Genomic DNA, 25,209 nt, shown 5'->3' with positions numbered 1-25,209 from the left:
AATTGGTTGAAAAATCATTAAAAGTTCTCCATATACAACGATAAGGAAATCTTTTGGTATTGCCTATTTTGGGTGTTTTTTAAAGGTTTTACTGTTTTATCACCTTACTACTAGGAATTCTTATGAATCGTAAATTAAAAGCCAGCGCTGCGATGATGGCTATTGCAGCAAGCAGTACTCTTTATGCCGGCTGTGCTTCTACCGAGAATCCTGCCACCGTAAAAAGTACGCCTGTTGATAACCCTTATGCACCTATTGATTCAAATTTGGCAGTGGCTACTGTAGCTGGCGGCTGTTTTTGGTGTGTGGAAGCAGGCTATGAAAAGATACCAGGTGTGGTCGAGGTGGTGTCTGGTTATGCAGGTGGTCAGTCTACTAATCCAACTTACAGTACAGTGTCAGCAGGCGGTACAGGCCATACCGAAGCGGCGCAAGTGTACTATGATCCAACGAAAATTACTTACAACGGTATCGTAAATGCCCTTTGGCGAATCGCTGATCCTACTGATAGTAAAGGTCAATTCGTCGATCGCGGTACTCAGTATCGTCCAGCTATTTTTTATCAAAATGAGCAAGAAAAACAGATAGCCGAGTCGGCTAAGCAGTCGCTACAAGCTTCAGGTGTCTATGACAAACCTGTCGTGATTGAAATCGTTCCTGCCAGCGAATTTTATCCAGCAGAAGAGTATCATCAAGATTACTATAAAAAGAATCCGTTACGTTACAAAGCCTATACTTTTAACTCAGGTCGCTATCAGTTTATCGAAAGTGTATATGGCAAAGACTATGAACTGGACTTTAGTCAGTTTAAGCCCACTTCTACTAGTGCAGAATCAGGAGTAGTAGCTCAAGAGTCGACAGCGAACGCTTTGGCAGAGACAACAAGCTTGGGTTTTAATCCGAATAATTTTGTTAAACCTGCACAAGATGAGCTAAAAAAATCGCTGAGTAACATTCAATATAAAGTCACGCAAAAAGATGATACAGAGCGCGCTTTTGATAATGCTTATTGGGACAATAAAGAGCCTGGATTGTATGTAGATGTGGTGTCTGGCGAGCCATTGTACTCTTCACGTGATAAATACAAATCTGGTACAGGCTGGCCAAGCTTTACTCGACCGCTTGATACAAGCCTTGTCGTAGAAAAAGCAGATCGAGGTATATTTGGCACTCGTACCGAAATTCGTAGTCGCTATGCTGACTCGCATGTGGGTCACGTCTTTGATGATGGCCCAGCACCTACTGGCAAACGCTATTGCATGAACTCAGCGGCGTTGCGTTTTATTCCATTAGCGCAAATGGAAAAAGAAGGCTATAGCCAATGGATTGATGACGTCAAACCTGTTAGTTAACCCTATTTTATTAGAATTTAAAATCGCTCACTACTGTTTAAATAACATAGTGGGCGATTTTTTTGTTTACTATAATTATATTAAGGATAGGAAAATATTAATCACCAAGCATGAAATGTCGCGGTGTTTGATTATATGAGTTATTAGGAAAGAAAAAGTACGCTATGTTAGAGCAGCTACAAATAAAAAAGACGCATAAGCGCCCTTTTTATTTATCTTAACCATAGTGATTAGAAAACTAGAATGCAGGTTGACGTTTAGGCACTGCCCCTAAGAACTCATTACGGGCTTGATTATCGTGTACATATTCACCAAGCATCGCTGTGCTACGGGTGGTGGAATGCTGCTTATTAACACCACGCATCATCATACACATGTGTGATGCATCCATCACTACTGCCACACCGCGACAACCAGTTACATCCATAATGGTTTGTGCCACTTGCTCACTTAAGTTTTCTTGGATTTGCAAGCGACGTGCAAACATATCGACAATACGGGCAAATTTTGACAATCCTAAAACATGTCCATTGGGCAAATATCCAATGTGAGCGATACCATGAAAAGGCAACATATGATGCTCACATAGCGAATAAAATTCAATGTTTTGTACCAATACTAGCTCACGATTGGTCGATGGAAATACGGCATCATTGACGACTTCATCTAAGCTTTGATGATAGCCTTGGGTTAAATGAGCAAAAGCTTTTGCCGCACGTTCAGGAGTATCCTCAAGGCCAGGGCGAGACAAATCCTCGCCTGTTGAGCCAATCAACTGACGATAAGATTCGATACTTTCTTGATATTTTGAAGTTATTGTTGGGGTGTTACTCATAGGTTTGGCAGCCATCCAAAATGTAGGTGTAGCTTAACGCTAAATCCTTGGTCATAAACAACCGTTATAAAGGATTTTTATAAAAATGTGCAAGCTGGGAAGGGCTACGATTATACTTGAAATCGGTGCAACTTCATACCGCTATAGACGATGCTAAACCGCCTGATATATGAGAGTAAATATAAATCGATATTAGTTTACGACTGTTTACTTAATTTGAATCGTGTATAATAAGCTATCTTTTTATGATGACATTTGCTACTTTTCTTATTGTAGCGTCATTGATCAACTGAATCACTTTACCTCAACTTTCATTACTTTAATGTATTCACAAGGAAATATTATGCTACTGCAAGGACAACGTTTCGTCGTAACTGGGATTGCAAGCAAGTTATCTATCGCATGGGCTATTGCAGAAGCGTTACATCGTGAGGGCGCATCATTGATCCTCACTTATCCAAACGATAAGATTAAAAAGCGTGTCGACATGGCAGCTGAGAAGTTTGAAGCTGACTTAGTGTTAGAGTGCGATGTGGCTTCAGATGACTCTATTGCAGCTTGTTTTGAACAAGTCAGTAATCATTGGGGTGATGGTATAAATGGCGTGGTCCATGCGATCGGTTTTGCACCAATGGACCAGCTAGATGGTGATTTTGTTAGCGCCACTACTCGTGAAGGCAGTCATATCGCTCATGATATCTCAAGCTATAGCTTTGTGGCATTGGCTAAAGCTGCTCGCGAATTACTGGCTATGCGTCATGGTTCTATGCTGACGTTGACTTACGAAGGTAGTATTTCAGTACTTCCAAATTACAATGTCATGGGCATGGCTAAGGCCAGCTTAGAGGCCAGTGTGCGTTATTTAGCGACTTCGATGGGCGGTGAGGGTATTCGTGTCAACGCCATCTCAGCAGGACCTATTCGTACTCTTGCAGCCAGTGGTATCAAATCTTTTCGTAAAATGCTTGATATTAGTGAAAAAATAGCACCACTACAGCGCAATATCAATCAGATGGAAGTCGGTAATGCGGCGTTATTTTTACTTTCACCATGGGCATCTGGTATTACTGGTGAAATCATGTTTGTTGATGCAGGATTCAATACGGTCGCTATTAGTGAGCAATTGATGATGCTTGATGAAGAGCCAAAATAATAGTGTTTATGTATAGATTCTATCTTTTTTAATATATCAAAGGCAGCCAATTGGCTGTCTTTTTTGATTATACTATTACCTTTTTTATGACAAGCCTTTAAGCGATAGAGATGATAACCAAACTACCAAAGTGGATATTATGGGGCGGGGCAGTACTAGCGTTTAGCGCTGGTTGTGTCAATACTGCAGCACTTATGGGCTTTGCTAGATTATCTGTGTCACACGTCACAGGCAACGTGAGTTTGTTTGCAGCAGCAATCGCCTATCTAGACGTACGTAGTATCTTATATATCGGGGCTCTATTATTGTCTTTTTTAGCAGGCGCGATAATGAGCGGCTTTGTCATTGGACAAACCTCTTTAAAATTAGGGAGACGTTATGGGCGTGCGCTGTATATTGAAGCAGCTTTACTATTGCTTAGTTACTGGCTTTATCAACAGCACGATTATCTAGGACAGTTGACTGCGGCAATGGCCTGTGGATTACAGAATGCGATGGTAGCGACTTATAGCGGCGCGGTAATTCGTACCACACATTTGACAGGCTTGACATCAGATATGGGGGCAGCGATTGGTAATTGGCTGGCAGGACGACCAATCAGTAAGCCAACGCTTGGCTTTCAGGCCATTATTTGGTATTGCTTTTGTGGCGGCAGCGTTGTAGGAGCATTCTTATACGCTAGCGTCGGCTATGGCGCACTCTTATTGCCAGTAAGTATTGTCTTGATAGCTGCAATTGTCTATAACCGTGCTTCGGATCGTTTGCCAGAAACGAGAGATCCGATACGACAAGGGCGTCTACCGAAACGATAGACGCTCTTATTTATATTGATAAATCAAACAAGACCTGTATGTAAGCTATAGATACAGCTTTTACTTTTCCTTGTCTTCTTCATGATCTTCATGCTCATGCAAACCTTGCATCATATCAAGCACGCAATCATCAGTACGCTGTTGATCTTCTTTATCAAGACCATCTTGATTAATATCTTTCGGTGCCATTTTAGTGGTTGCGTCGGCTTTTTCACGATTAGCCATGGGATACTCCTTTTTATCTTAATGTCTTATAGCACAGCTACAACATTCTATAAAAGTTACTCATATCACTGAATTAATATTATTCATATGAGTCATATTAATCTACTCAGTTAGTATGAGTAATCTTTGAGTGCTTGTATAGCGTTGGACTGAACCAATTTGGTGACGATGTGTAACGCTGAATAAGTAGAGAATACAAGGAGTATTAGTAGTCAAAAAATAATTAATGTATTTTAAAAACAACGCTTTTTGTAATTATAACAAAAATACTGTCAGACCAAACTCTGTTATTATAGCCACGTATTTTTAACAGTGCTACAAAAGTATAACTAGTTATCAAAGTACGTTTTCATTTTTATGACTTTCAATAATGTCTCTGGGCGCAATAAGGATACTTTATGTCAGAGCAAAAACTAGATAGCCATCTTCCTGATGATGGCAATGAGTATTTATTTACCGATACCTTTCCAAAAGGTACGGGTAAAGGGCTGATAGTGGTCGCCGTTGCTGCGATTATTAGTATGGTTATATACAACGTATTATCGTTTGATATAAATGCTAATAAAGGCCTCGCTATGCTGTTTTTTATCGGCGTATTATGGCTAACTGAAGCGGTACACGTAACGATTACTGCTCTTTTAGTAGTGGTGGTAGGCGCACTAATCGGTATACCTGAATTTGATGCAAAAATAGGGTTACAAAGCTTTGCAAGTCCGATTATCTATCTGTTTTTTGGTGGTTTTGCCTTGGCGGCAGCTCTACATGTCCAGCAGTTGGACAAAAAAATTGCCCTCAAGATACTATCGATGTCTGGTGGTAATCTTGGCACAGCGGTCTTTTTAATATTCGGCGTGACCGCATTTTTATCAATGTGGATATCGAATACAGCGACTGCTGCAATGATGTTGCCATTGGCCCTTGGTATTTTAACGCAGGTCGATCGTGAAAAAGATCGTGGTACCTTTGTGTTTGTATTATTAGGTATCGCTTATTCTGCCAGCCTGGGTGGTCTGGGTACTATCGTCGGCTCACCGCCTAACGCTATCGCTGCAAAAGCCTTGGACATTGCTTTTGTCGATTGGATGAAGTTTGGCGTGCCGATGATGTTGGTGCTATTGCCATTATTGTTAGGTGCTATGTACTTTGTGCTCAAACCCAATCTAAACCGTAAAGTTACGGTTGCACAAGAAGCACCTATCAAATGGAACAAACCACGTGTATTGACTATTATTGTCTTTATCATAACAGCACTTAGCTGGATATTTTCCAAAAAAATTGGTGCCGCACTCGATATTGCCGACACTGATGCTATTATTGCCTTGTCCGCAGCGGCAGCGGTGGTTAGCTTGGGCTTGGTATCTTGGAAACAAGTATCAGATAATACTGACTGGGGCGTACTCATGCTATTCGGTGGCGGTATTGCGTTATCGACAGTGTTAAAAGTCTCTGGTGCATCGTTAGTGCTTGGTGAAACAGTCGCTAACGCTTTATCCTCGGCGCCTATTATTTTGGTGATGATTGCAATTTCAGCATTTATTATCTTTTTAACAGAGTTTGCATCTAATACAGCATCCGCAGCGCTATTGGTGCCAGTATTCGCTGCTATCGCTGAACAGATGGGCTTGCCACATGAGGTGCTAGTGTTGGTCATCGGTATTGGTGCATCGTGCGCCTTTATGCTACCGGTAGCGACGCCGCCGAACGCAATTGTCTTCGGTACTGGTCTGATAAAACAGTCAGAGATGATTCGTACAGGTGTGGTATTGAATATTATTGCCACCTTTATAATCGGTCTTTGGGCGTACTTTTTTCTGATTTAACCATATGTTAGATAACAAAAAACCGATATCTGAAGGCTCAGTTATCGGTTTTTTTATGTAATGCTGATTTCGTATCAGTCAGCTGTTTGTACAGCCTCATTAAAGGCTACTCAGAATAATCCAGCCACACCCAGCCATTCTCAAGCCATTCGCTTAACTCGTCTGGATCGACATCTGCAACATCTTGATAACGCAGATGCTCGCCATTTGCCAATCGTATTAGTATGGCCGCTGTTGTCTTATCGATACCATCAAGGCGTTGACCATTGGCATATAGCGTGATGTCATTGTCATTTTGGCTATAGAGTAGGCGATTACTATAATCTGCCTGCAGTGTTGCCCCATCAGATAACGCTTGCATCAGCTCGTCAGTCTCCAATGTCTCCTCTGGAACCAGCGCATCGTATTGACGTTTGCTCACCACTTCAGACACGGTTTGACGAATGATGTCGTCACCGCGCTCAGACTGCAGCATTTGTAATAGCTGTTTTTTAATCGCACCAATGCTATCTGCTTGTAGTTCACCTGATGCTTGTAGCGCTTGCGGCAGTAGCATTGGGACAAATAAATCGCTGTCGTTGGTCGCGATATCGGCCATGCTGTCGATGATTTGCATAAGGTTTGGACGACGACAGCCAAATGAAAACGTCAGGCAGTCGTCTTGTGCTACCCCAAAATGCGAGAGTTTTGGTGGTACATAAAGTACGTCACCCGCTTCTAATATCTCATCAAAGATAATCTCGCCCATATCATCAAAAAGTCGAATCGGCTCATCTGCGACAAACTCAGTGTCTTTGTCACAAAACTTACCGAGCTGCCAACGGCGCGACCCAAACCCTTGTGCCAAAAACACATCATAATCATCATAGTGCTTGCCGACTGAGCCGCCTGCAGGCGCGTACGAGACCATAATATCGTCGCGTTGCCACTGCGGAATAAAGTCAAATGCTTGCCAAAGCTTTCCAAGCTCAGGAGACCACTGTTCCATATTCTGTACTAACACGGTCCACTGTTTTGGCAAATTAGCAAAATCTGTTTCGATTAGCGGACTCTTTTTGAGTTGCCATTGCGCTTCGCCTTCTTGCTTAGTCGTAGCTTGAGTCAATAGGCGCGCTGAAGCATCTTCTTCCAAAGCAAGATCGAGCATATCTTCTGGCTCAAACATATCGATCAGTTGCGGTAAACCTTGCTTAATAAGTAACGGTTTTTTTTGCCAATACTCGTTCAAGAACTGCTCGGGAGTAATAGAGTCGGGTAAACAAAGAGGAATTGTGGTCATTGGTAAATCCATATTTAAAAATGGGTATAAGATTAATAGTAAGGAGTGCTTTATAGGACGGTTTTAATAGTTTATGATTATCGCCTATCTGATACAGAGTATGACAGTCGCTAGTATTACAGTACTAGTGACTACTAACAAAACATCCCATATCAGAACATCCCATTAATCGTAGGACATTTATGAAAAAATTACAATTTATCGTCATTATCGCAAGCGTATTCTTCCTTCAAGCTTGTGTACATAAGATAGTAACGGTACCTGCTAAAGTTGCCTATAAAACCACCAAAGGCGTGGTCAAAGGTACGGTTGCGGTCGGCAAAGCCATCATACCAGGTGACAGTGACGACGATGATAAAAAGGATAAAAAGTAAAACCTTACTTATCGACTATGGAGTTTGAATTAAAATCAATCATAGTTTTCAAAGTAAGGTTATCACTTATTAAGATAAAAACTTAGTAAGACAGTACTATTATCGAAATAGGAGCGTGTAAATCATTTTGCACGCTCCTATTTTTTAGTATTAGCTTAACTGCTACTAAAGCTTGGCAATCCAGTCTTTAATAGCGCGTGCTTGCTCAGCGGCATTACCAGTATAGGTCGCTGGTGTGAGCTCACGTAGACGTGCTTTATCAGCATCGCTAACGGCTGCCAACTCGTCACTGTCAACGAACGTTAGCATCGCTTCGCGAGTCATGGCATTGCCACGAGTTAGGGCTTTGAGTTTCTCATAAGGGTTCTCAACGCGGTAGCGACGCATGACCGTTTGAATCGGCTCTGCCAATACTTCTTGTGCTTGGTCAAGGTCATCATTCAAACGCTGCGCATTTAATTCAAGTTTGCCTACGCCTTTTAGGCAAGCATCAAATGCAATCATGCTTTGCGCCAGACCAACACCGATATTACGTAGTACGGTCGAGTCTGATAGATCGCGCTGCATACGTGAGATCGGCAGTTTTTCGCCCAAATGTGCGAGCATGGCATTGGCAACGCCCAAGTTGCCTTCTGAATTTTCAAAATCAATGGGATTGACTTTATGCGGCATGGTAGATGAGCCAACTTCACCGTCCTTTAGACGCTGCTTAAAATAGCCTAAGCTAATATATTGCCAAATATCACGGTTAAAATCGATCAATACCGTATTAAAACGCTTTACAGCATCAAACAACTCGGCGATATAGTCATGTGGCTCGATTTGCGTCGTATAAGGGTTAAAGGTCAGCTCAAGGCGCTCATTAATAAATTGCTCTGCATGCATAGCCCAGTCTACATCAGGATAGGCTGATAAATGCGCGTTATAGTTACCGACTGCGCCATTGATTTTACCAAGTAGCTCAACCTGACCAATTTGCTTGATTTGGCGGGCGAGGCGATAAGCCACGTTTGCCATCTCTTTACCTAGTGTCGTTGGGCTGGCAGTTTGACCGTGAGTACGTGAGAGCATTGGCTGATCGGCGTGCGCAATGGCTAGGTCGGCGATACTGTCGGTCACTTGCTGCATTTTTGCAACCACAAGCTCGCGGCTATCTTTTAGCATCAATGCGTACGATAAGTTGTTAATGTCCTCACTAGTACAGGCAAAGTGAATGAACTCAAGTGAGTCAATTAAGGCATCCTGACCACGAAATTTGTCTTTGATAAAGTACTCAACCGCTTTTACATCGTGATTGGTCGTTGCTTCGATGTCTTTGATTGCTTGTGCATCCGCTTCACTAAAGTCATCAACAATGCTATTTAAAAAGGCATTGGTATCTGTATCAAATGCTGATAATTCACCGATTGCGCTATTATCCGCCAATGACTGTAACCAGCGAATCTCAACGGTGACGCGTGCTTTGATCAAGCCAAATTCAGACAAATAAGGACGTAAGCTGTCGGCTTTGGATGCGTAACGACCGTCGATTGGGGAGAGTGCGGTAAGTGGAGTCATAGTGATGCCTCGATAGTTATGAGATAAAAAATTGCAAAGGTGTAGCTACTAAAAATTGCTATATAAGCACGGGGTAAAAATAGTTGCGCGTAATATAGCAGAAATGTGAATGTAAAAAACCCGTCTATTCATATAACTTTATATTTAAGGTGTATTGACAGTATCTGATTGCGTTGTCCCATACTGAGTATTAAAGTAAAAACTACGATGAGTTTTGGCACTTAAGTTTAAAGGTACTGTTTTCACTGTTCCGTTTTCTCCGATTGGCACACTATCGTTCGCATAATCGCTTGCCTGATAACTAGGATCAGCGAGTTTCGACGTTACTGCGGCGTTGTTGTCGCCTTTTTTTTGCAGAATGTCGTGCATGATGAAATTGTTAATATCGATATTGGCACGGTTGGTCGCAGTAATCTTATAAGCAATGCAATTCCCAGGCTTAATATCTGCGCCTGCGCCAGTCTCTGAGCTAGAAAGGGGGTCTTTGCTATAAGTGAGACTGGTAATATCAGTCACTTTGCAGTCATTAGCAGCCTGTTCTTTTTCTAGCACTAAAGCTACGTTTTGATCAATAACTCTACCAAAGTTATTGTTTTGATACTCATATTTCGCATTCTCTAACGTAATAGCCTTTTTATTAGTCGTCGTACGAATAGGATAAATAGTGTCGCTTCTTTCTTCTAAAAGGCAAACATTACCTTGGCCATTTAAGTTAGTAATAGGTATTTTAATTTGATATTTGCCAATAGCGTTGCCGGACTTTTCTACAGATTGTGTGGCGTAAGTTATGGTTGGGTTATCACAGTTATTGACTATTTTGACTATGCTACCAGCAATACCAGATTCAGAAGCGCTGTTAAATAGACCATTGAAATAATTAGGTTTGTTGCTGTAGGCACCGCTTGTTATGTTTGCGTTACTAGCATCTGCCTCTGCAGCAGTAATACCGCCATTGTCACCAAATACTATACCAGAAAAAACATAGTAATATGGTTCGCTCTCTACTCCAAAGCTAATCCACTCATTATAACTTTCACCAACTACATCGGCCTCAATAGCACTATTGCCTTTCATGATACCTTCGTACGTTAAAGTTACAGACTCTGCATTCCTAACTGCGACTACATAATTGCTTTTTGAGTTTTCAATCCCATAGCTGACGTAGCTACCGTTATTAGGGATAACGGTGCTGGTATTGAGAGAAGCATACGTGTTTTGGTTATTGGGGTTGGTAGAGGTTTCTTTTAGAATATTGGTAAAGGTAGGCGTAGGGGGCAAGGTACCTCTTTTTTGACCAGATGCAAAAGATACTTGTCCATTAGCATTGGTAGTAAGCGTAAACGAGCTGCTATTGCCGCTACCGTTAAGTGCAGTGATTCCATAATAATACAAACCACTATCCCCACCATTTGAGCTATCAACACGCAATTGTGGTCGACTTATCGTATTATTGGAACTAAAACTATTTCCTGCCAGTTTTTTGCCCATAAAGTAATCACCCATGGCACCAAAAAAGTAGCCAACATCGGGATTTTCTCTAACCGCCGCTTGTACAGGCAGGTTGATCTGAGTGTTTTCAGTAAAACTTAGTGTTTGGCGGGCAATCTCAGAGTTACCACCTGTGGTATAGCTGGTTTGACCAATTTTTATAGTATGTAAAGAGGTGATGTCATCAGGCGTAATAGTTATCGTATAGGTAAATTTATCTCTGTCGCTACCAGCGTTGGACTCATTTTTAATTTCAACACCGTTGTCTCCAACTGTAACACTAGAGCCGTTATAACCGTTTGACGGTCCTGCAGTAACCTTAAACTTACCAGTAGCATTTGCTGCTGTTCTGTAAGTACCTGAAGCAATACTACCTGCGATCGTATTTGTGTCGCGAGTAAATGTGCCAAAACCTGTAGGGTTAGCTTGTGCAATTAAAGGTGTAGTAATAACGACAAAAGCAATGACATGTTTTTTCCAGGTTGGATAAGGGTTTGCGATGTTAAAAACAGGAATGAAACGGCCAGTCATGAAATATCCTACAAACACATCTAAAAAATATTAATTGATAACGAGCACTGATAAATAATGAGTAGTCTTAAAATCCACAAGGTGCATCAATAGAGGCAATCACCCCGCCGCCCAAACAAACCTCATCGATATAAAACACTGCTGACTGACCAGGCGTCACAGCGCGCTGTGGTTCATCAAATACGGCTCGTACTTCACTGCCATCCGAGTTTGTGGCAAATACATGACAAGCCTGATCTGGTTGACGATAGCGCGATTTTGCCATACAGCGCAAACCTTCGGCGCTAAATATATCTAAAGGAGGTAGACCATCAATCCAGTCAAGCTTATAAGCTTGCAGCTCATTACTCATGAGCATCGGATGCGCGTGGCCTTGACCAACGATCAAACGGTTTTTGTCCAAGTCTTTTGCCAGTACAAACCATGGCGCCTCTACACGGTCTTTGACGCCGCCGATACCGATACCGCCGCGCTGACCTAACGTGTAATACATCAACCCATCATGAGTGCCAATCACTTTATTATCGTCAGTGATAATATCGCCTTTTTGGGCAGGCAAGTACTGCTGCAAGAAGTCTTTAAAACGACGCTCACCAATAAAGCAAATGCCCGTCGAGTCTTTCTTTTTAGCGGTAGCTAGATCATGCTCTTCAGCGATCTGACGTACGACGGGTTTTTCAAGCTCACCCACTGGAAACAGGGTCTTGGCAATTTTGTCGCCGCCGACGGCATGTAAGAAGTAACTTTGGTCTTTATTGTTGTCAAGGCCGCGCAGTAGCTGTGCAACGAGTGTACCATCGGCATTGGTATAATTGACACTACGACGTGTATAGTGACCGGTGGCAATATAGTCAGCGCCAAGGGTTAGAGCATAATCTAAGAATGCCTTAAATTTAATCTCTTTATTACATAAAATGTCAGGATTAGGCGTGCGGCCAGCTTTGTATTCCGCTAAAAAATGCTCAAATACGCGATCCCAGTATTCCATGGCAAAGTTGGCTGTATGCAATTTAATACCGATTTTGTCACACACTGCTTGCGCGTCGGCTAAGTCGTCCATAGCCGTACAGTATTCGGTGCCATCATCCTCTTCCCAGTTTTTCATAAACAGCCCTTCCACCTTAAAGCCTGCTTGCTGGAGTAGGACGGCTGATACAGAAGAATCGACACCACCTGACATGCCAACGATCACATGCTTGGTGCTTGGATTGTCGATATCAGCGAGCGTCAGAGGGCGCTGAACGTTAAAAGAATCAGAATCTGATAGGGTTGATGTATTTGACATAACAGACATAGAACGGCTCAACTATTTATACTTTATTCAACGTCTAAGATAACGCAACGTCATCTTATCTTTTGGATTCAGTTTATCTTTAAAGTAGATATGATGATAAAATAAGGGCTATATTATACCAGCTAATTGAAACTGATGGCGACCTATGGCATCTTACTGCTTGTAAAATTCAGATAGTAGTTTTAAATTATTTTAATCACGCTTATTTTGGGATAACAATGATAAAAATTGGTCAGGGTATTGATGTCCATGCGTTTCATAATAATGGTCAGCAGCAGCAATATGTCATACTAGCGGGCGTGCCTATTGAGCACAGTCATAGCTTACTGGCACATTCAGATGGTGATGTGGTGCTACATGCACTTGCAGACGCGCTATTAGGTGCATTGGCGCTTGGCGATATAGGTCAGCACTTTCCAGATACGGATGCAGCCCATGCAGGTCTGGATTCAAGGGTGTTACTACGCTATGTCTATAGCAAAGTTCAAGAAGCAGGTTACACGTTAGGTAATGCTGATATTACGGTGATGTGTGAGCGCCCAAAACTTGCTCCTCATAGCTTGGCTATGCGCGAAAATATCGCCAGTGATTTGCAAACGGTCATTAGCAATGTCAGCATTAAAGCCACGACCACAGAAAAACTCGGCTTTACCGGTCGACAAGAAGGGATTATGGCCAGTGCCGTGGTATTATTGGTTCCCACTGTTGTCGAACCCAGTTAATTTTATTCGTACAAAAATTGGCCAAACTGAAAAGTACGCGACTTGCAATACTGTAATGGTTGCCCCATGTATGAAGCAACTCTTCATCCAATTATTTTGTATTGATGTCTATTTTAATGAACCGCTTTAATCAATAGGAGCTTTTATGAGTGAACAAACCCCGAATACCGCTGCAAACGATGTTGAACAATTGATTCGTGATCAAATTAAAGACAATAAAGTTATCTTATATATGAAAGGCACACCGCAATTTCCGCAGTGTGGTTTTTCAGCACGTTCTATTGAAGTGTTGACCCAAATTGGTCGTCCATTCGCGTTTGTTAACATTTTGGAAAATCCAGAAATCCGTGCGACGTTACCGAAAGTTGGTAACTGGCCAACGTTTCCACAGTTATGGATTGATGGTGAGTTGATGGGCGGATCAGATATCATTCTTGAGATGTATCAATCAGGTGAGCTTAAGCCGTTGGTTGAAGCAAACAGCCCTGCTGCTTAATGATCTACATTTTTTTGGACCACTTTGTTGTCCAAAACTACTTTATTGTTTAAATAAGTGATTTGTATTTTTTGGCATTGCAAACCCGAGTAACTGATATAGTTGCTCGGGTTTTTGTTGTCTATGTACTTTGTTGTTTTTATCGGTTTTAGCCCCATATAGTGGTTAAGATACATACAATTTAGATAATAAGAGATACTTATGAATGACCAATCAAAACAAGATGCCTCAGCTAAGCAGCAAGAAGCGACAGAACAAACTGCCATTGAGAAGCGCCGTGAACATCTAAAAGCTGAGTCTCTACGCCTTATTGAGATGGCAGGCAATGAGCCAAACTCTGCACTTAGATGTATTCATCAACTGAGTGTGGCAGGCGGTGCTACAGAAGCGACTTATGTTGCCATTGAGCAGCGAGTGGTAGCTGATCAAGACACAGCGGGCGCTTATCATTTGGCATTGCTGGCGCAAAATACGCCAGATTTACCCATTGATGCGCGCCAGCTTATTGAGCTGGTCGTCAATAAAGGCGACAACGATCAGCGTTTGGCCCTACTCAAAAACTTACCATTACCACCTGTTGATATGATAAAAGAGTATATTTTAGCCAGTAACGATGGTGATGCTATTGGCCAGATGAATGCTTATTTGCAGATCAATCCAGAAGGCTATGGCAGCCATCATATGCTAGCTAGCAATCAAGCAGATCGTATTGTACCGTTAAGTCCTGGCAACAATGCAAACTAAAATGATGAGGGTCACTAATCGTTAACTGGTTGGTAAGTTACTGGCTCTTATAGCCTAAATTTTACAACGATAAGTTAATTTTAATCGTTTTTGACGTAACGTTTTTTAAGTGCGCAAAAATTGTTATAATTAGCAGCTGTTTTTTAGTATCTTTATTTAGATAACTGTTTTTAAAGATACCAGTTTTTAACAATACTCCCATCTGTTCTTAAAATACGATTGACGACCATTCATTGTGCGATAAATGATTGTTGAAATCAGTTATTTATCACCAAAAACTTTGTCATTCAAGCGAGGCTTACATGCAATACCCAAAACATTACGACGTGATAGTGATCGGTGGCGGTCATGCTGGTACAGAAGCTGCTTTAGCATCTGCACGTATGGGCGCGCAGACCCTGCTGTTGACGCATAATATTGAGACGTTGGGTCAAATGAGCTGTAATCCAGCGATTGGCGGTATCGGGAAGTCGCATTTGGTGCGTGAGATTGATGCGCTCGGCGGTGCTATGGCACTAGCGACAGACAAGGCAGGTATCCAGTTTCGCGTATTGAATAGCCGCAAAGGCGCAGCAGTACGAGCCACCCGTGCCCAAGCGGATCGTATTTTATATAAAGCTGCCGTACGCGCGACGCTTGAAAATCAGCCCAATCTTGATTTATTTCAACAGGGTGCTGATGATATTTTGGTAGAAAACGGCCGTGCGACGGCGGTTGTCACCTCCACTGGTATTATCTTTAAGACTGAAACCGTTGTTTTGACCTCGGGAACGTTTTTAGGCGGGGTCATTCATATTGGTCTTGAGAACTCTAAAGGCGGACGTGCAGGGGATCAGCCTTCTATTAAGTTGGCAGATCGTTTGCGTGAGCTAAAACTGCCAGTTGGGCGCTTAAAGACAGGTACACCTGCACGTATCGATGCGCGTAGCGTAGACTTTAGTGTAATGACGGTGCAGCCGGGTGATACGCCATTGCCAGTGATGAGCTATATGGGTGATGTGTCTATGCACCCTGAGCAAGTCAATTGTTATATTACGCATACCAATGCACGCACCCATGACATCATCCGTGAAAACCTCGAGCGCTCACCGATGTTCTCTGGCAAAATTGAAGGTGTGGGCCCGCGCTATTGTCCATCCATTGAAGATAAGATTCACCGCTTTGCTGACAAAGATAGTCATCAAATTTTTATTGAGCCCGAAGGTTTGACCACGCATGAGTTGTATCCAAACGGTATCTCAACCAGCTTGCCATTTGATGTGCAGCTTGAATTTATTCATAGTATGAAAGGGCTTGAGAATGCCCATATCACTCGCCCAGGTTATGCGATTGAATACGATTATTTTGATCCACAAAATCTAAAACCAACCCTTGAGACCAAATCTATTGATCGCTTATATTTTGCGGGTCAAATCAATGGTACGACGGGTTATGAAGAAGCTGGCGTGCAAGGTTTGCTTGCAGGCACCAATGCGGCATTAGTTACTACTAATAATAGCGAGTTTGAGACATGGACACCGCGCCGTGATGAGGCCTACCTTGGCGTGCTGGTCGATGACTTGATTACGCACGGTACTACCGAGCCGTATCGCATGTTTACTAGCCGTGCTGAGTATCGTTTGCTACTGCGTGAAGACAATGCGGATCAGCGTCTGACGGAGACTGGTCGTAAACTTGGCTTAGTTGATGATGAGCGCTGGCAAGCGTATCAAGAAAAGATGGAAGCCATTGCGACAGAATCCTCACGTCTAAAGGATATGTGGGCAACCCCTGCTAATGCTTTGGGACAAAAAGTTACTGAGCAAACAGGCGAGGTACTTAGCAAAGAGGCGACCGCTTTTGACTTGATGAAACGTCCACAAATCCACTTTGCTGATATCGCTGCTATTACTGATTCACAAGTCGATGCGCAAGTAGGTGAGCAGATTGAGATTTCTGTCAAATACGCAGGCTACATTGATCGTCAGTCTGATGAGATTGAACAAATGAAGCGCTTAGAGAATACTAAATTGCCTGAGGATTTTGACTATAGTATTGTGTCAGGGTTATCAAATGAGATCGTGCAAAAGCTTACACAAGTGCGTCCTTCGACCTTAGCTCAAGCTGGGCGCGTAAGCGGTGTGACTCCTGCTGCCGTTCAACTGTTGGCGATGACTGTCAAAAAGCAGAAAAAAGCAAAAGCGGCATTAGGTTCTTAATAATAGTACATGACTGATAATAGTGCGTTAACACTTAGATAGCGCATCAACATTTGCAGTCTGTAGAAAAACCCACAATAATCTTTTATTGTGGGTTTTTTCTGTTTATATGTTTAACAATTTAAAAACAGCTTGGTACTGTTATACTTTGGTTTAGTAAGAAATAATACTAGTCAAATATAAATAAGGAGTAACGTTATGCCTTATGATAATTTATCAGACTTACCAGATGCGGTAAAAGACAATTTACCCAAACATGCACAAGAAATTTTTCGTGCAGCCTTCAATAGTGCAAGTGAGCAGTACGATGATGAGTCTCGCTGGTTTGCGACGGCATGGGCAGCCGTCGAAAATGTCTACGAAAAAAATGCTGATGGTAAGTGGGTAAAAAAACCAGATCATAAATAAAGATGTAGTACACTCTATAATATTTTACTCCACTATTATTTAATCTGACCTATAATAAGTATGTGCTCATGCCTTCAATGACATCGCTTTGAGCACATGACTAATCTGAGCTTATCTATGATCGAAGCTATTGTTTTTGCGATTACTATTGTACTGCCCAACCTTGCCTTGATGTGGTTGGGTTTTTTTATGCAAAGACGCGGCGAGGCGAGTCAGGCTTTTATTGATCAATCCTCAAACTTTGTCTTTAATTACTGTTTGCCCTGTTTGCTATTTTTTAGCGTGGTCGATAGTGAGGTTGATTATGGCAAACAAATCACGCTGATAGTGGCGGGTATTTTGGTGACCTTTATCTTGTTTATTGGTGCAGAGGTTTATGCCAAGCGTTTTGTGAGTCGTCCAGCGGATCAAGGGGTGTTTGTACAAGGTATATTTCGTAGTAATATGGCGATTATCGGGCTGGCAACAGTTGCTAATGCTTACGGAGAGCGAGGATTAAGTATTGGTGCGGTCTATATGGGCGTGGTGACGATATTGTTTAACATCTTAGCTGTCATCACTCTTAGCCGTGTGTCCAAAAGCGTCGATGATACATGGATCAGCCGCAGCACCATGATTGTCAAAAAACTATTTACCAATCCATTAATCATCGCTTTATTGGCCGCTTTTGCTTATAAGGCTCTTATGCTGCCGCCACTTACTGGCGTTATCCATACGACTGGCGATTTATTAGCAGCGGTGGCATTGCCATTGGCCTTAATTTGCGCTGGGGCCAGTATTGATTTAAAGTCGATGCTGCATCCTTCAGGATTATCCATGCAAGCCAGTATCGGTCGTATTGTTATTGCACCAATAGTCGCTATCGCGGTAGGATTAGGTTTTGGACTGACGGGTGTACATATGGGTGTGTTGTTTCTGATGGCTGCATCACCGACCGCCGCTGCCAGTTATGTAATGGCAAAGGCAATGGGAGGCAATGATGTGCTCGCCGCCAATATTCTTGCTTTTACCACGGTAGTAGGAATGCTTGGGATGGCAATTGGCGCGGCGATGTTACGGGCGTTAGGATTGATATAGCAGTCATGTTTTATGACAAGATAGAGAAAATACGTTCACTCAAGCAAGTAACTAAGTATTCAAGCAAGTAATTAAGTAACTAAGTATCCAATAAATGAAAGTAGCAACAACGCCATAATAAATACGATTATAAATTCAACCAGCAAGGAGTGCTCATAGTGCAATTATTAAATCAAGCGGTAGTGACCGAACATCTCAATATGCAAGCAGCTATTGATGCTATCGAAGAGCTATTACATCAGCAAGCGGCTCATCCTAATTGGGTAAAGGCGCCTGAACGTTTAGTCATTGAGACTTTTGGCGAGGATAAGAAGCATAGCTCAGGCTCGCACTTATCAATGCCAGCAACTATCTATGATGGTGAAAAAGAGTATACTGCCGTAAAGCTTGTCACCATTTGTCCTGATAATCCTAGCCGTGATATGCCAACGACCACTGCCATTATTACTGTATCAAATAATGACACTGGTGAGATATTGGCCATTATGGATGGCATTTATATCACTCAAGTGCGCACCGCTGCATTATCAGGTATCGCTACTAAGTATATGACAAAGCCTGATTGTCAAAGTGTCGCTGTCGTCGGTTGTGGCGGTATGGCTTATGAACAACTAAATGCTGTGTTGACAGTACGCCCTGACATTAAAACAGTATATCTATGGAACAGAAACCATGAGGGTGCAGCGCAATTTAAAACCCGTTTTGCCCGTGATTATGCTCAATGGGATATTGAAATCAGCGTCTGCGAAGAGGTAGGTGATGCGATCCGTGATGCTGATATTATTAATGTTGCCACCCGTGCGACGGAAGGTTTATTTAGTATTGATCAAATTAAAACAGATGCACATATCAATGCAGTAGGGGCTTATCAAGCGACAATGAAAGAGATCGGTAACGATGTCGTTGCAAATAGTAGCATGGTCGTCGTTGATGATTTGGCCGGTAGCCGTCACGAAGCAGGTGATTTGATTCAAGCACATGATAATTCTGATTGTACCTGGACATGGGATGATCTCAGTGGTGATCTACAAGCGTTGGTAACTGGAGCGCTAAAAAAAGAGGTGACTAAGTCTGCTGGGGTAACACTATTTAAGTCTGTGGGTGCAGCCAGTTTTGATGCAGCAGTTGCTTTATATGTTGCAAAGCAAGCAGAACAAAATAGTCTCGGATCGTCAATTGATTGGTAATACTGTGTTTGTTTTATAGTGGAACGACTATATGACAGCCATTAAAAAAGCCGTTTTCTCGTATAAGAGAAAACGGCTTTTTTGGTATAAAATTGGGCTACATCAATTTAAGTTGTCTCTATCTCGCTTGTCTTTACGATGCTGCTTTCTTTTTGCACTTGTATGATACGTCAGATAACCTCCAACGGCCATTACTGCAAGAAATGCAACGATATATAGAAATATTGATGAACCAATAAAAGCAGATGATTCCATGACCGTTATCTCATTAAAGTTCATCTTTGATTATGCAAGCGTCTCCTCTTGTTGTAAAGTAAACAAGTTTAGCTCAGGTGTAAGTTCAAGTGAACGCAGGCGTGTGGCCTGATCATAAACGTTCGCTGTCACGATTAATTCATCTGGCTGATACGTGGCTAAAAACGCAGTAAGTTTTGGCTTGACCGTCTCAACAGAGCCAATAAAGGATACCGATAAAGCGTTGTCTACCATCATTTTCTCGCTTGAGCTCCAGATGCTGTCCATATCGTGAGTGGGTTTTGGCATTTGGCCTGTTTCCCCGCGGCGCAAGCGTACAAAGCTTTGCTGTGCTGAGGTGAAGTGATAATGCGCGGTGGCGTCATCATCAGCGAGTAACAGGTTCGCCGCTATCATGACGTAAGGTTTGTCAAGATAGGCGGACGGCTTGAATTGCTCGCGATAGGTCGTGATGGCCTGCTCAAGCATCGCGGGGGCAAAGTGAGAGGCAAACACATAAGGCAAGCCCAGATGCGCCGCTAGGGTAGCCCCAAATAGTGATGAACCTAAGATCCAAATAGGCACGTTTGATTGAGCACCAGGAAACGCCTGTACAGGGCTGTTATCTGTACCATTACCCAAAAAATACATCAGCTCTTGCACATCTTGCGGAAAGCGCTCAGCATCTTTCATTTGCCGACGTAAGGCCTGAAAGGTCGCACCATCTGTACCAGGGGCACGTCCCAAGCCCAAATCGATACGATCACCATACAGTGCCTGCAAGGTGCCAAATTGCTCAGCGATGACCAATGGAGCGTGGTTTGGCAGCATGACACCGCCAGCACCGATACGAATACGCTTGGTTTGACTGCCGATATGTGACAGCAGCACAGAGGTGGCTGCACTAGCGATACCTGGCATATTGTGGTGTTCTGCCATCCAGTAACGGTTTAAGCCAACCTCTTCTGCGCGTTGAGCGGTCTCAACCGTCTGTGCAATGCCTTCAGCGATGGTGCTACCTTCAGGGACGGGCGCTAGGTCTAAAAAAGATAAAGGGATTTGTGTGCTCATAAATTATCCAGTCGTTTGTCAGTTATTTTCTATTGATATGCTTATAGTCGGGGTTAGTTTCAAGTGCCCCCAGTCACTGTTAATAAATCCTAACAAAGGAGGCCAACCCTATTTTTAAACTCGCTTAACCGTTATCCAGACACGGTGATAATGGTCGTTAGGTCTTATAATTAAGTCAGAAGTAGGGTGATAATGGCTTATTTTGGCATTATGTGAGGGCACTAAAAAAAGCAGGCAACCTAAGTCACCTGCTTCTCAATTGGCTCATAATAAAAAGACAATAAATCAAATTATTAGTGCTCTAATGCGCCAATATTACTTATTTTGTATTATTTATCTTGGACACCAAGCTTATAGGCTAAGACATAGTCTCCAATGGTTGTACCCACTGAACCATGACCACCAGCGACCAAGAGTACCATCTGCTCGCCTTTGGAGTTTAAGTAAGTCATGGGTGTCGCTTGACCTCCTGCTGGAATACGAACATTCCACAGCACGTCGCCATTTTTTAGATCATACGCTCGAAAGTTATTTTCTGTCGCAGCTGACAAAAACGCTACGCCGCCCTTAGTGATGATAGGTCCACCAATACCAGGCACGCCCAATTCCAACTTTATAGGAATAGGAGATAGGTCTTGTACCGTACCGTTTTTACGTTGATACGCGATATCACCTGTGGCCAAATCCGCACCAGCGACCGTGCCCCAAGGTGGCTGCTGGCAGGGTACACCTAGCGGTGATAAAAAGGGCCCCATTTCTACTGCATAATCTGCCCCTTTGTTTTCATTGACCCCTTGCTCGCCTTTATTGGTCTCTGCATCACCCAATGTGTCTCTAGGGATGAGCTTGGATGTAAATGCCAAGTATGTGGGCATACCGAACATCACGCCGTTTTCAGGATCGACTGCAATACCGCCCCAATTGAAGGTACCAAAGTTACCAGGATAGATCAGACTACCCTTGGTTGATGGTGGGGTATAGCGGCCATCGTAATTGAGCTTGTTAAACTCAATACGGCACATCATTTGATCCACAAGGCTTGCACCCCACATATCTTTTTCAGTGAGTGGTTCAGGCTCAAAGCTCAAGCCAGAATAAGGCTGAGTCGGTGCAGCGTGCTCGCCTGCCACAAGGTAACCTTGCGGTGCAGGGCGCTCTTTGATCGGTACAATAGGCTCGCCCGTCGCTCGGTTTAGCACATACACATCACCTTGTTTGGTTGGCACCACTAACGCAGGCTGTACGCCATCAGCGGTATCTAGATCAAGTAAGGTTGGCTGCGCTGGGGTATCCATATCCCAAAGATCATGATGGACAAATTGCTGGACCCAGCGTGCTTTACCCGTCTCGATATCTAGTGCGACCACAGATGTTGCGTATTTTTCTTCAGCAGCGTTGCGATAGCTACCAAGCTGGTCGGGCGTACGATTGCCCATTGGGAAATACGCCAATCCAAGCTCTTCATCAGCGCTAGCAATCGCCCATGAATTGGGCGAGCTGGTTTTGTAAGTTTGGGCCGGATCGTTGACATCAAAAGGCGCAGTGTTTTCAGGGTCACCTGAATCCCAGTTCCAAAGAAGCTCACCGGTATTGACGTCATAAGCACGTATCACACCAGAAGGCGAGTTTACATCGTAGTTATCGTTGACCGCGCCAGCTACGATGATGGTATCACCCGCGACTACTGGTGGCGACGTCGAATAATAATACCCTGCTTGATTGAACGGCATGTTGTGCATCAAATCTAGCGCGCCATCATCACCGAAGTCTTGGCAGCGCTGCCCAGTATTTGGGTCAAGTGCGTATAACTTTGCATCAGAGGTGGGGATAAATATCTTGGCATCGCACTGCTTAGATGCGTTTTTAAAGGTATTACCAGCAATTTTTTGCACTTGCACAGTGCTGGTTGTCACAGCTTTATCAGTAATGGCGCTGTCGTTGGTTGTCTCGTCATTGGCAAGGGCAGGCGCCGGATCAGAGACTGCTTGACCCGCGTAATAGGACACGCCGCGACATGTTTGGTGCTGACGTTGTAGGTTTTTTCCTACTTTTGGATCAAATGTCCACAGCGTTTCACCAGAGTCAGCATCTAATGCCATGACCCAGTTGTGAGGCGTACATAGGTATAGTGCATTGCCAATTTTTAAGGGCGTTGCTTGATAAGTGGTCTCACCAATATCGTCAGGACCTTTAACGTCACCCGTTTGGATTTGCCATGCCAGCTCAAGGTCTTTGACGTTGCTGGTATTGATTTTATCTAAAGGTGAATAGCGTTGGCCGTAGTCGGTACGGCCATAGGCGCTCCACTCGCCATCTGGCGTGTGTTCACCGTTTGATAATGGGTCACCAAGATTGGCTGACGTCTCATCTGAGCTGTCATTTTGCTCGCTTTTATCTGTAGCAGATAAATCAAGCTCGCCTAGTTTATCAGTGGCGTTATTTGCCAGACTACCAAAAGAGAGCAGGGCACCTACGCCCACGCTTGCAAGCAGACCCCAATAGTACACAGGGCTTTTTTTAGTGGTGTCTGTGGTTAGTGTGCTGTTTGTGGCGTTTGGCGTGACTTCAGGTTTGGGTCCTCGCATTTTGCTCGAGACCCATGGTAGGAGCATCAGCAAACCAAATATGAGTGGAAAGCCAACGCGAGGGGCTAGCGCCCACCAATCAAAGCCAGACTCCCAAAGTGCCCATACCATGGTTGCTACTATAAAGATGGCGTAGAGCCCGTAAGCACTCCAATGTTTTTTGAGCAATAAAAAAGCGGTCGTTAGTATGATAACGCCAGCGAAGAGATAGTAAGGACTACCGCCTAAAAATAGCAGATAAGCGCCGCCAATCAGTAAAGGGGCGGCAAAAATTGCCATAATGATCGCTACGAATTTTTCCATGAGCGGTATCACCTGATTATAGAAGAACAAATGGACATACATTGCTGGATACCTAGACATTATTAAATGTCTAGGTATCCAGCAATACATGCATAAATAAAAAATGAATCAAACGTTGAATAACGTTTTAGATTCTATTTTATCATCCATAAGCAAATCTAGTAAGTTTGAGATACTTTATTTAACAACTGCTCATTAATTGGCAAACTGCTGTTGGCACAGCTCCATAAAGGCGCGACCATATTGGCGAATCTCAGCGTCATCTCGTACCGCCATCCAGCTGGTAAAGCGGCCAAAATGATCGACTGGAATAGCCGTCAGGTTTTGATAGTGACTGGGCTCAAACGCCATCTCAGCAATGATACCGATGCCAAGCCCCAGACCGACATAGGTGCTTATCACATCAGCATCAAGTGCTGCCAGTACAATGTCCGGCTCAAGGCCTGCCTCGCTAAAGGTTTTATCGATGGCGCCGCGTCCGGTAAAACCACCGTGATAGGTGACAACCGGATAGCTGGCGAGAGTAGGTAGGTCAATGGATTCTTGTCCAGCCAATTCATGGTCGCTTGGTACGATGACGCGATGTGTCCAGTCATAATAGCGATAGCAGCGTAGATAGTCGTTATGGAGTAACGATTCGGTGGCAATGCCGATATCAGCTTGCCCGCGAATTACCATCTGTGCAATGGTCTCAGGGTCAGCCTGTTGCAAAATTAGATTAACTTTGGGGAAGCGCTCTTTGAACTCTTTAACCACGTGCGGCAAAACATATCGCGCTTGTGTGTGAGTGGTAGCGATCGTCAACGTACCAATATTGGGATTATTAAAATCGAGACTGAGGTTCTCAATCGTACGAATTTCAGCAAAGATAGACTCAATATGAGGCATAAGCGCTGTTCCCATAGTCGTAAGACCCGTTAGGCGTTTGCCTTGTCGGACGAACACTTCGGTTTTGAGTTGGTTTTCAAGCGCTGCTATATGCTTTGATAAGCTTGATTGACTGGTATGTAATACTGTCGCTGCTTGACTTAGGTTGTAACCATTGATTACCGTATGCCATACCGTCTCTAGCTGTTTGAGCTGGATTTGTAGATGCCGCTGATTGACCACTACGTCGATTGCCATTAGTTAATCCTATTGTATAAATACACAAACGCTGTCTGTATATAAAAATAAAAGTGTACAGATATGCAGTAGGTAACCAGTTTAAATCAAATCTATTATTCTTGTATATAAGAAATAGCTATCAGTTTATGATAATTAGGAATATACAAAAGCTGCTAAGTCTGAAAAGTACGGCAAATATAATCACTCTTAGTTTTTAGTAGCCTTCGTCTTATTTTTATTACAACACTTGAATGTGATAAAGATGATTGTAGGCAGTAAATACGTGAGCAATGATTGTGTAAACGATATTATGTAGACAACACATGTGTGTTAATAATTCTGTGAGCTGATAATACA

21 protein-coding genes are annotated in these 25,209 nt (G+C 43.1%); 12 read left to right on the top strand and 9 right to left on the bottom strand.

Going from position 1 to position 25,209, the window contains the following annotated elements; all coding sequences use genetic code 11:
- The first annotated feature begins 122 nt into the window (after nucleotides 1–122).
- Nucleotides 123–1,352 (top strand): peptide-methionine (R)-S-oxide reductase MsrB, encoded by a 1,230-nt coding sequence (gene msrB, locus ACS8FB_RS05840; protein ID WP_439261490.1) that lies wholly within the window; start codon nucleotides 123–125, stop codon nucleotides 1,350–1,352.
- A gap of 238 nt (nucleotides 1,353–1,590) precedes the next feature.
- On the opposite strand, the gene folE is transcribed toward msrB, so the two are convergent.
- Nucleotides 1,591–2,187 (bottom strand): GTP cyclohydrolase I FolE, encoded by a 597-nt coding sequence (gene folE / locus ACS8FB_RS05835; protein WP_299220321.1) that lies wholly within the window; start codon nucleotides 2,185–2,187, stop codon nucleotides 1,591–1,593.
- Between the two features lie 343 nt (nucleotides 2,188–2,530).
- On the opposite strand from folE, the gene ACS8FB_RS05830 reads away from it, so the two are divergent.
- Together ACS8FB_RS05830 and ACS8FB_RS05825 are read left to right on the top strand one after the other, a co-directional pair.
- Complete coding sequence (locus ACS8FB_RS05830; protein ID WP_299220323.1) at nucleotides 2,531–3,340, top strand: enoyl-ACP reductase FabI; 810 nt, start codon at nucleotides 2,531–2,533, stop codon at nucleotides 3,338–3,340.
- 110 nt (nucleotides 3,341–3,450) lie between these two features.
- The gene (locus tag ACS8FB_RS05825) at nucleotides 3,451–4,152 is read left to right on the top strand and encodes a YoaK family protein (RefSeq protein ID WP_439261489.1); all 702 of its coding nucleotides are present in this window, start codon (nucleotides 3,451–3,453) and stop codon (nucleotides 4,150–4,152) included.
- A gap of 60 nt (nucleotides 4,153–4,212) precedes the next feature.
- Here ACS8FB_RS05825 and ACS8FB_RS05820 read toward each other — a convergent pair whose 3' ends face one another.
- On the bottom strand, nucleotides 4,213–4,377 hold the full coding sequence (locus tag ACS8FB_RS05820) for a hypothetical protein (RefSeq protein WP_299220329.1): 165 nt from the start codon (nucleotides 4,375–4,377) through the stop codon (nucleotides 4,213–4,215).
- A gap of 398 nt (nucleotides 4,378–4,775) precedes the next feature.
- Between ACS8FB_RS05820 and ACS8FB_RS05815 the strand changes: the two genes are divergently transcribed.
- Entirely contained in the window at nucleotides 4,776–6,197 is a 1,422-nt protein-coding gene (locus ACS8FB_RS05815) for an SLC13 family permease (protein ID WP_439261488.1), read from the top strand.
- A gap of 106 nt (nucleotides 6,198–6,303) precedes the next feature.
- Here ACS8FB_RS05815 and ACS8FB_RS05810 read toward each other — a convergent pair whose 3' ends face one another.
- Complete coding sequence (locus ACS8FB_RS05810) at nucleotides 6,304–7,476, bottom strand: JmjC domain-containing protein (RefSeq protein ID WP_439261487.1); 1,173 nt, start codon at nucleotides 7,474–7,476, stop codon at nucleotides 6,304–6,306.
- A 182-nt stretch (nucleotides 7,477–7,658) separates the two neighbouring features.
- Here ACS8FB_RS05810 and ACS8FB_RS05805 point away from each other — a divergent pair, with 182 nt between their 5' ends.
- Nucleotides 7,659–7,850 (top strand): NF038104 family lipoprotein, encoded by a 192-nt coding sequence (locus tag ACS8FB_RS05805; RefSeq protein WP_439261486.1) that lies wholly within the window; start codon nucleotides 7,659–7,661, stop codon nucleotides 7,848–7,850.
- Nucleotides 7,851–8,015: 165 nt separating this feature from the next.
- Here ACS8FB_RS05805 and purB read toward each other — a convergent pair whose 3' ends face one another.
- From purB to mnmA, 3 genes are all read right to left on the bottom strand, one after another.
- Nucleotides 8,016–9,407, bottom strand: a complete 1,392-nt coding sequence (gene purB, locus ACS8FB_RS05800; RefSeq protein ID WP_439261485.1) for an adenylosuccinate lyase — start codon at nucleotides 9,405–9,407, stop codon at nucleotides 8,016–8,018.
- Between the two features lie 144 nt (nucleotides 9,408–9,551).
- A complete protein-coding gene (locus ACS8FB_RS05795) occupies nucleotides 9,552–11,426 on the bottom strand; it encodes a hypothetical protein (protein WP_439261484.1) in 1,875 nt (624 codons plus the stop codon).
- A gap of 67 nt (nucleotides 11,427–11,493) precedes the next feature.
- A complete protein-coding gene (gene mnmA, locus ACS8FB_RS05790) occupies nucleotides 11,494–12,606 on the bottom strand; it encodes a tRNA 2-thiouridine(34) synthase MnmA (protein ID WP_439261638.1) in 1,113 nt (370 codons plus the stop codon).
- 332 nt (nucleotides 12,607–12,938) lie between these two features.
- Between mnmA and ispF the strand changes: the two genes are divergently transcribed.
- The 7 genes from ispF (at nucleotide 12,939) to ACS8FB_RS05755 (ending at nucleotide 19,552) form a co-directional block, all read left to right on the top strand.
- A complete protein-coding gene (ispF, locus tag ACS8FB_RS05785) occupies nucleotides 12,939–13,442 on the top strand; it encodes a 2-C-methyl-D-erythritol 2,4-cyclodiphosphate synthase (RefSeq protein WP_439261483.1) in 504 nt (167 codons plus the stop codon).
- 145 nt (nucleotides 13,443–13,587) lie between these two features.
- The gene (gene grxD, locus ACS8FB_RS05780) at nucleotides 13,588–13,938 is read left to right on the top strand and encodes a Grx4 family monothiol glutaredoxin (protein ID WP_299220350.1); all 351 of its coding nucleotides are present in this window, start codon (nucleotides 13,588–13,590) and stop codon (nucleotides 13,936–13,938) included.
- A 201-nt stretch (nucleotides 13,939–14,139) separates the two neighbouring features.
- A complete protein-coding gene (locus ACS8FB_RS05775; protein ID WP_439261482.1) occupies nucleotides 14,140–14,682 on the top strand; it encodes a hypothetical protein in 543 nt (180 codons plus the stop codon).
- A gap of 302 nt (nucleotides 14,683–14,984) precedes the next feature.
- Nucleotides 14,985–16,880: a tRNA uridine-5-carboxymethylaminomethyl(34) synthesis enzyme MnmG gene (gene mnmG, locus ACS8FB_RS05770; RefSeq protein WP_439261481.1), complete on the top strand. Its 1,896-nt coding sequence runs from the start codon at nucleotides 14,985–14,987 to the stop codon at nucleotides 16,878–16,880.
- 198 nt (nucleotides 16,881–17,078) lie between these two features.
- Nucleotides 17,079–17,288, top strand: a complete 210-nt coding sequence (locus ACS8FB_RS05765; protein ID WP_345832169.1) for a ChaB family protein — start codon at nucleotides 17,079–17,081, stop codon at nucleotides 17,286–17,288.
- Nucleotides 17,289–17,405: 117 nt separating this feature from the next.
- Complete coding sequence (locus tag ACS8FB_RS05760) at nucleotides 17,406–18,365, top strand: AEC family transporter (RefSeq protein ID WP_299220361.1); 960 nt, start codon at nucleotides 17,406–17,408, stop codon at nucleotides 18,363–18,365.
- 158 nt (nucleotides 18,366–18,523) lie between these two features.
- Nucleotides 18,524–19,552, top strand: a complete 1,029-nt coding sequence (locus ACS8FB_RS05755) for an ornithine cyclodeaminase family protein (protein ID WP_439261480.1) — start codon at nucleotides 18,524–18,526, stop codon at nucleotides 19,550–19,552.
- Between the two features lie 285 nt (nucleotides 19,553–19,837).
- On the opposite strand, the gene ACS8FB_RS05750 is transcribed toward ACS8FB_RS05755, so the two are convergent.
- The 3 genes from ACS8FB_RS05750 to ACS8FB_RS05740 all read right to left on the bottom strand — a co-directional run bounded on the left by ACS8FB_RS05750 (nucleotide 19,838) and on the right by ACS8FB_RS05740 (nucleotide 24,870).
- Nucleotides 19,838–20,857, bottom strand: coding sequence for an LLM class flavin-dependent oxidoreductase (locus ACS8FB_RS05750; protein WP_439261479.1), 1,020 nt, complete (start codon nucleotides 20,855–20,857; stop codon nucleotides 19,838–19,840).
- Between the two features lie 329 nt (nucleotides 20,858–21,186).
- A complete protein-coding gene (locus ACS8FB_RS05745) occupies nucleotides 21,187–23,745 on the bottom strand; it encodes a membrane-bound PQQ-dependent dehydrogenase, glucose/quinate/shikimate family (RefSeq protein WP_439261478.1) in 2,559 nt (852 codons plus the stop codon).
- 195 nt (nucleotides 23,746–23,940) lie between these two features.
- Nucleotides 23,941–24,870 (bottom strand): LysR substrate-binding domain-containing protein, encoded by a 930-nt coding sequence (locus tag ACS8FB_RS05740; protein ID WP_439261477.1) that lies wholly within the window; start codon nucleotides 24,868–24,870, stop codon nucleotides 23,941–23,943.
- Between the last annotated feature and the right edge of the window lie 339 nt (nucleotides 24,871–25,209).

Origin of the sequence: Psychrobacter sp. 1U1, assembly GCF_051847535.1 — a bacterium.
GTDB lineage: Bacteria > Pseudomonadota > Gammaproteobacteria > Pseudomonadales > Moraxellaceae > Psychrobacter > Psychrobacter saeujeotis.
The sequence above is the reverse complement of the archived record's forward strand: the minus strand, read 5'-3'. Positions and strand labels throughout refer to the sequence as shown.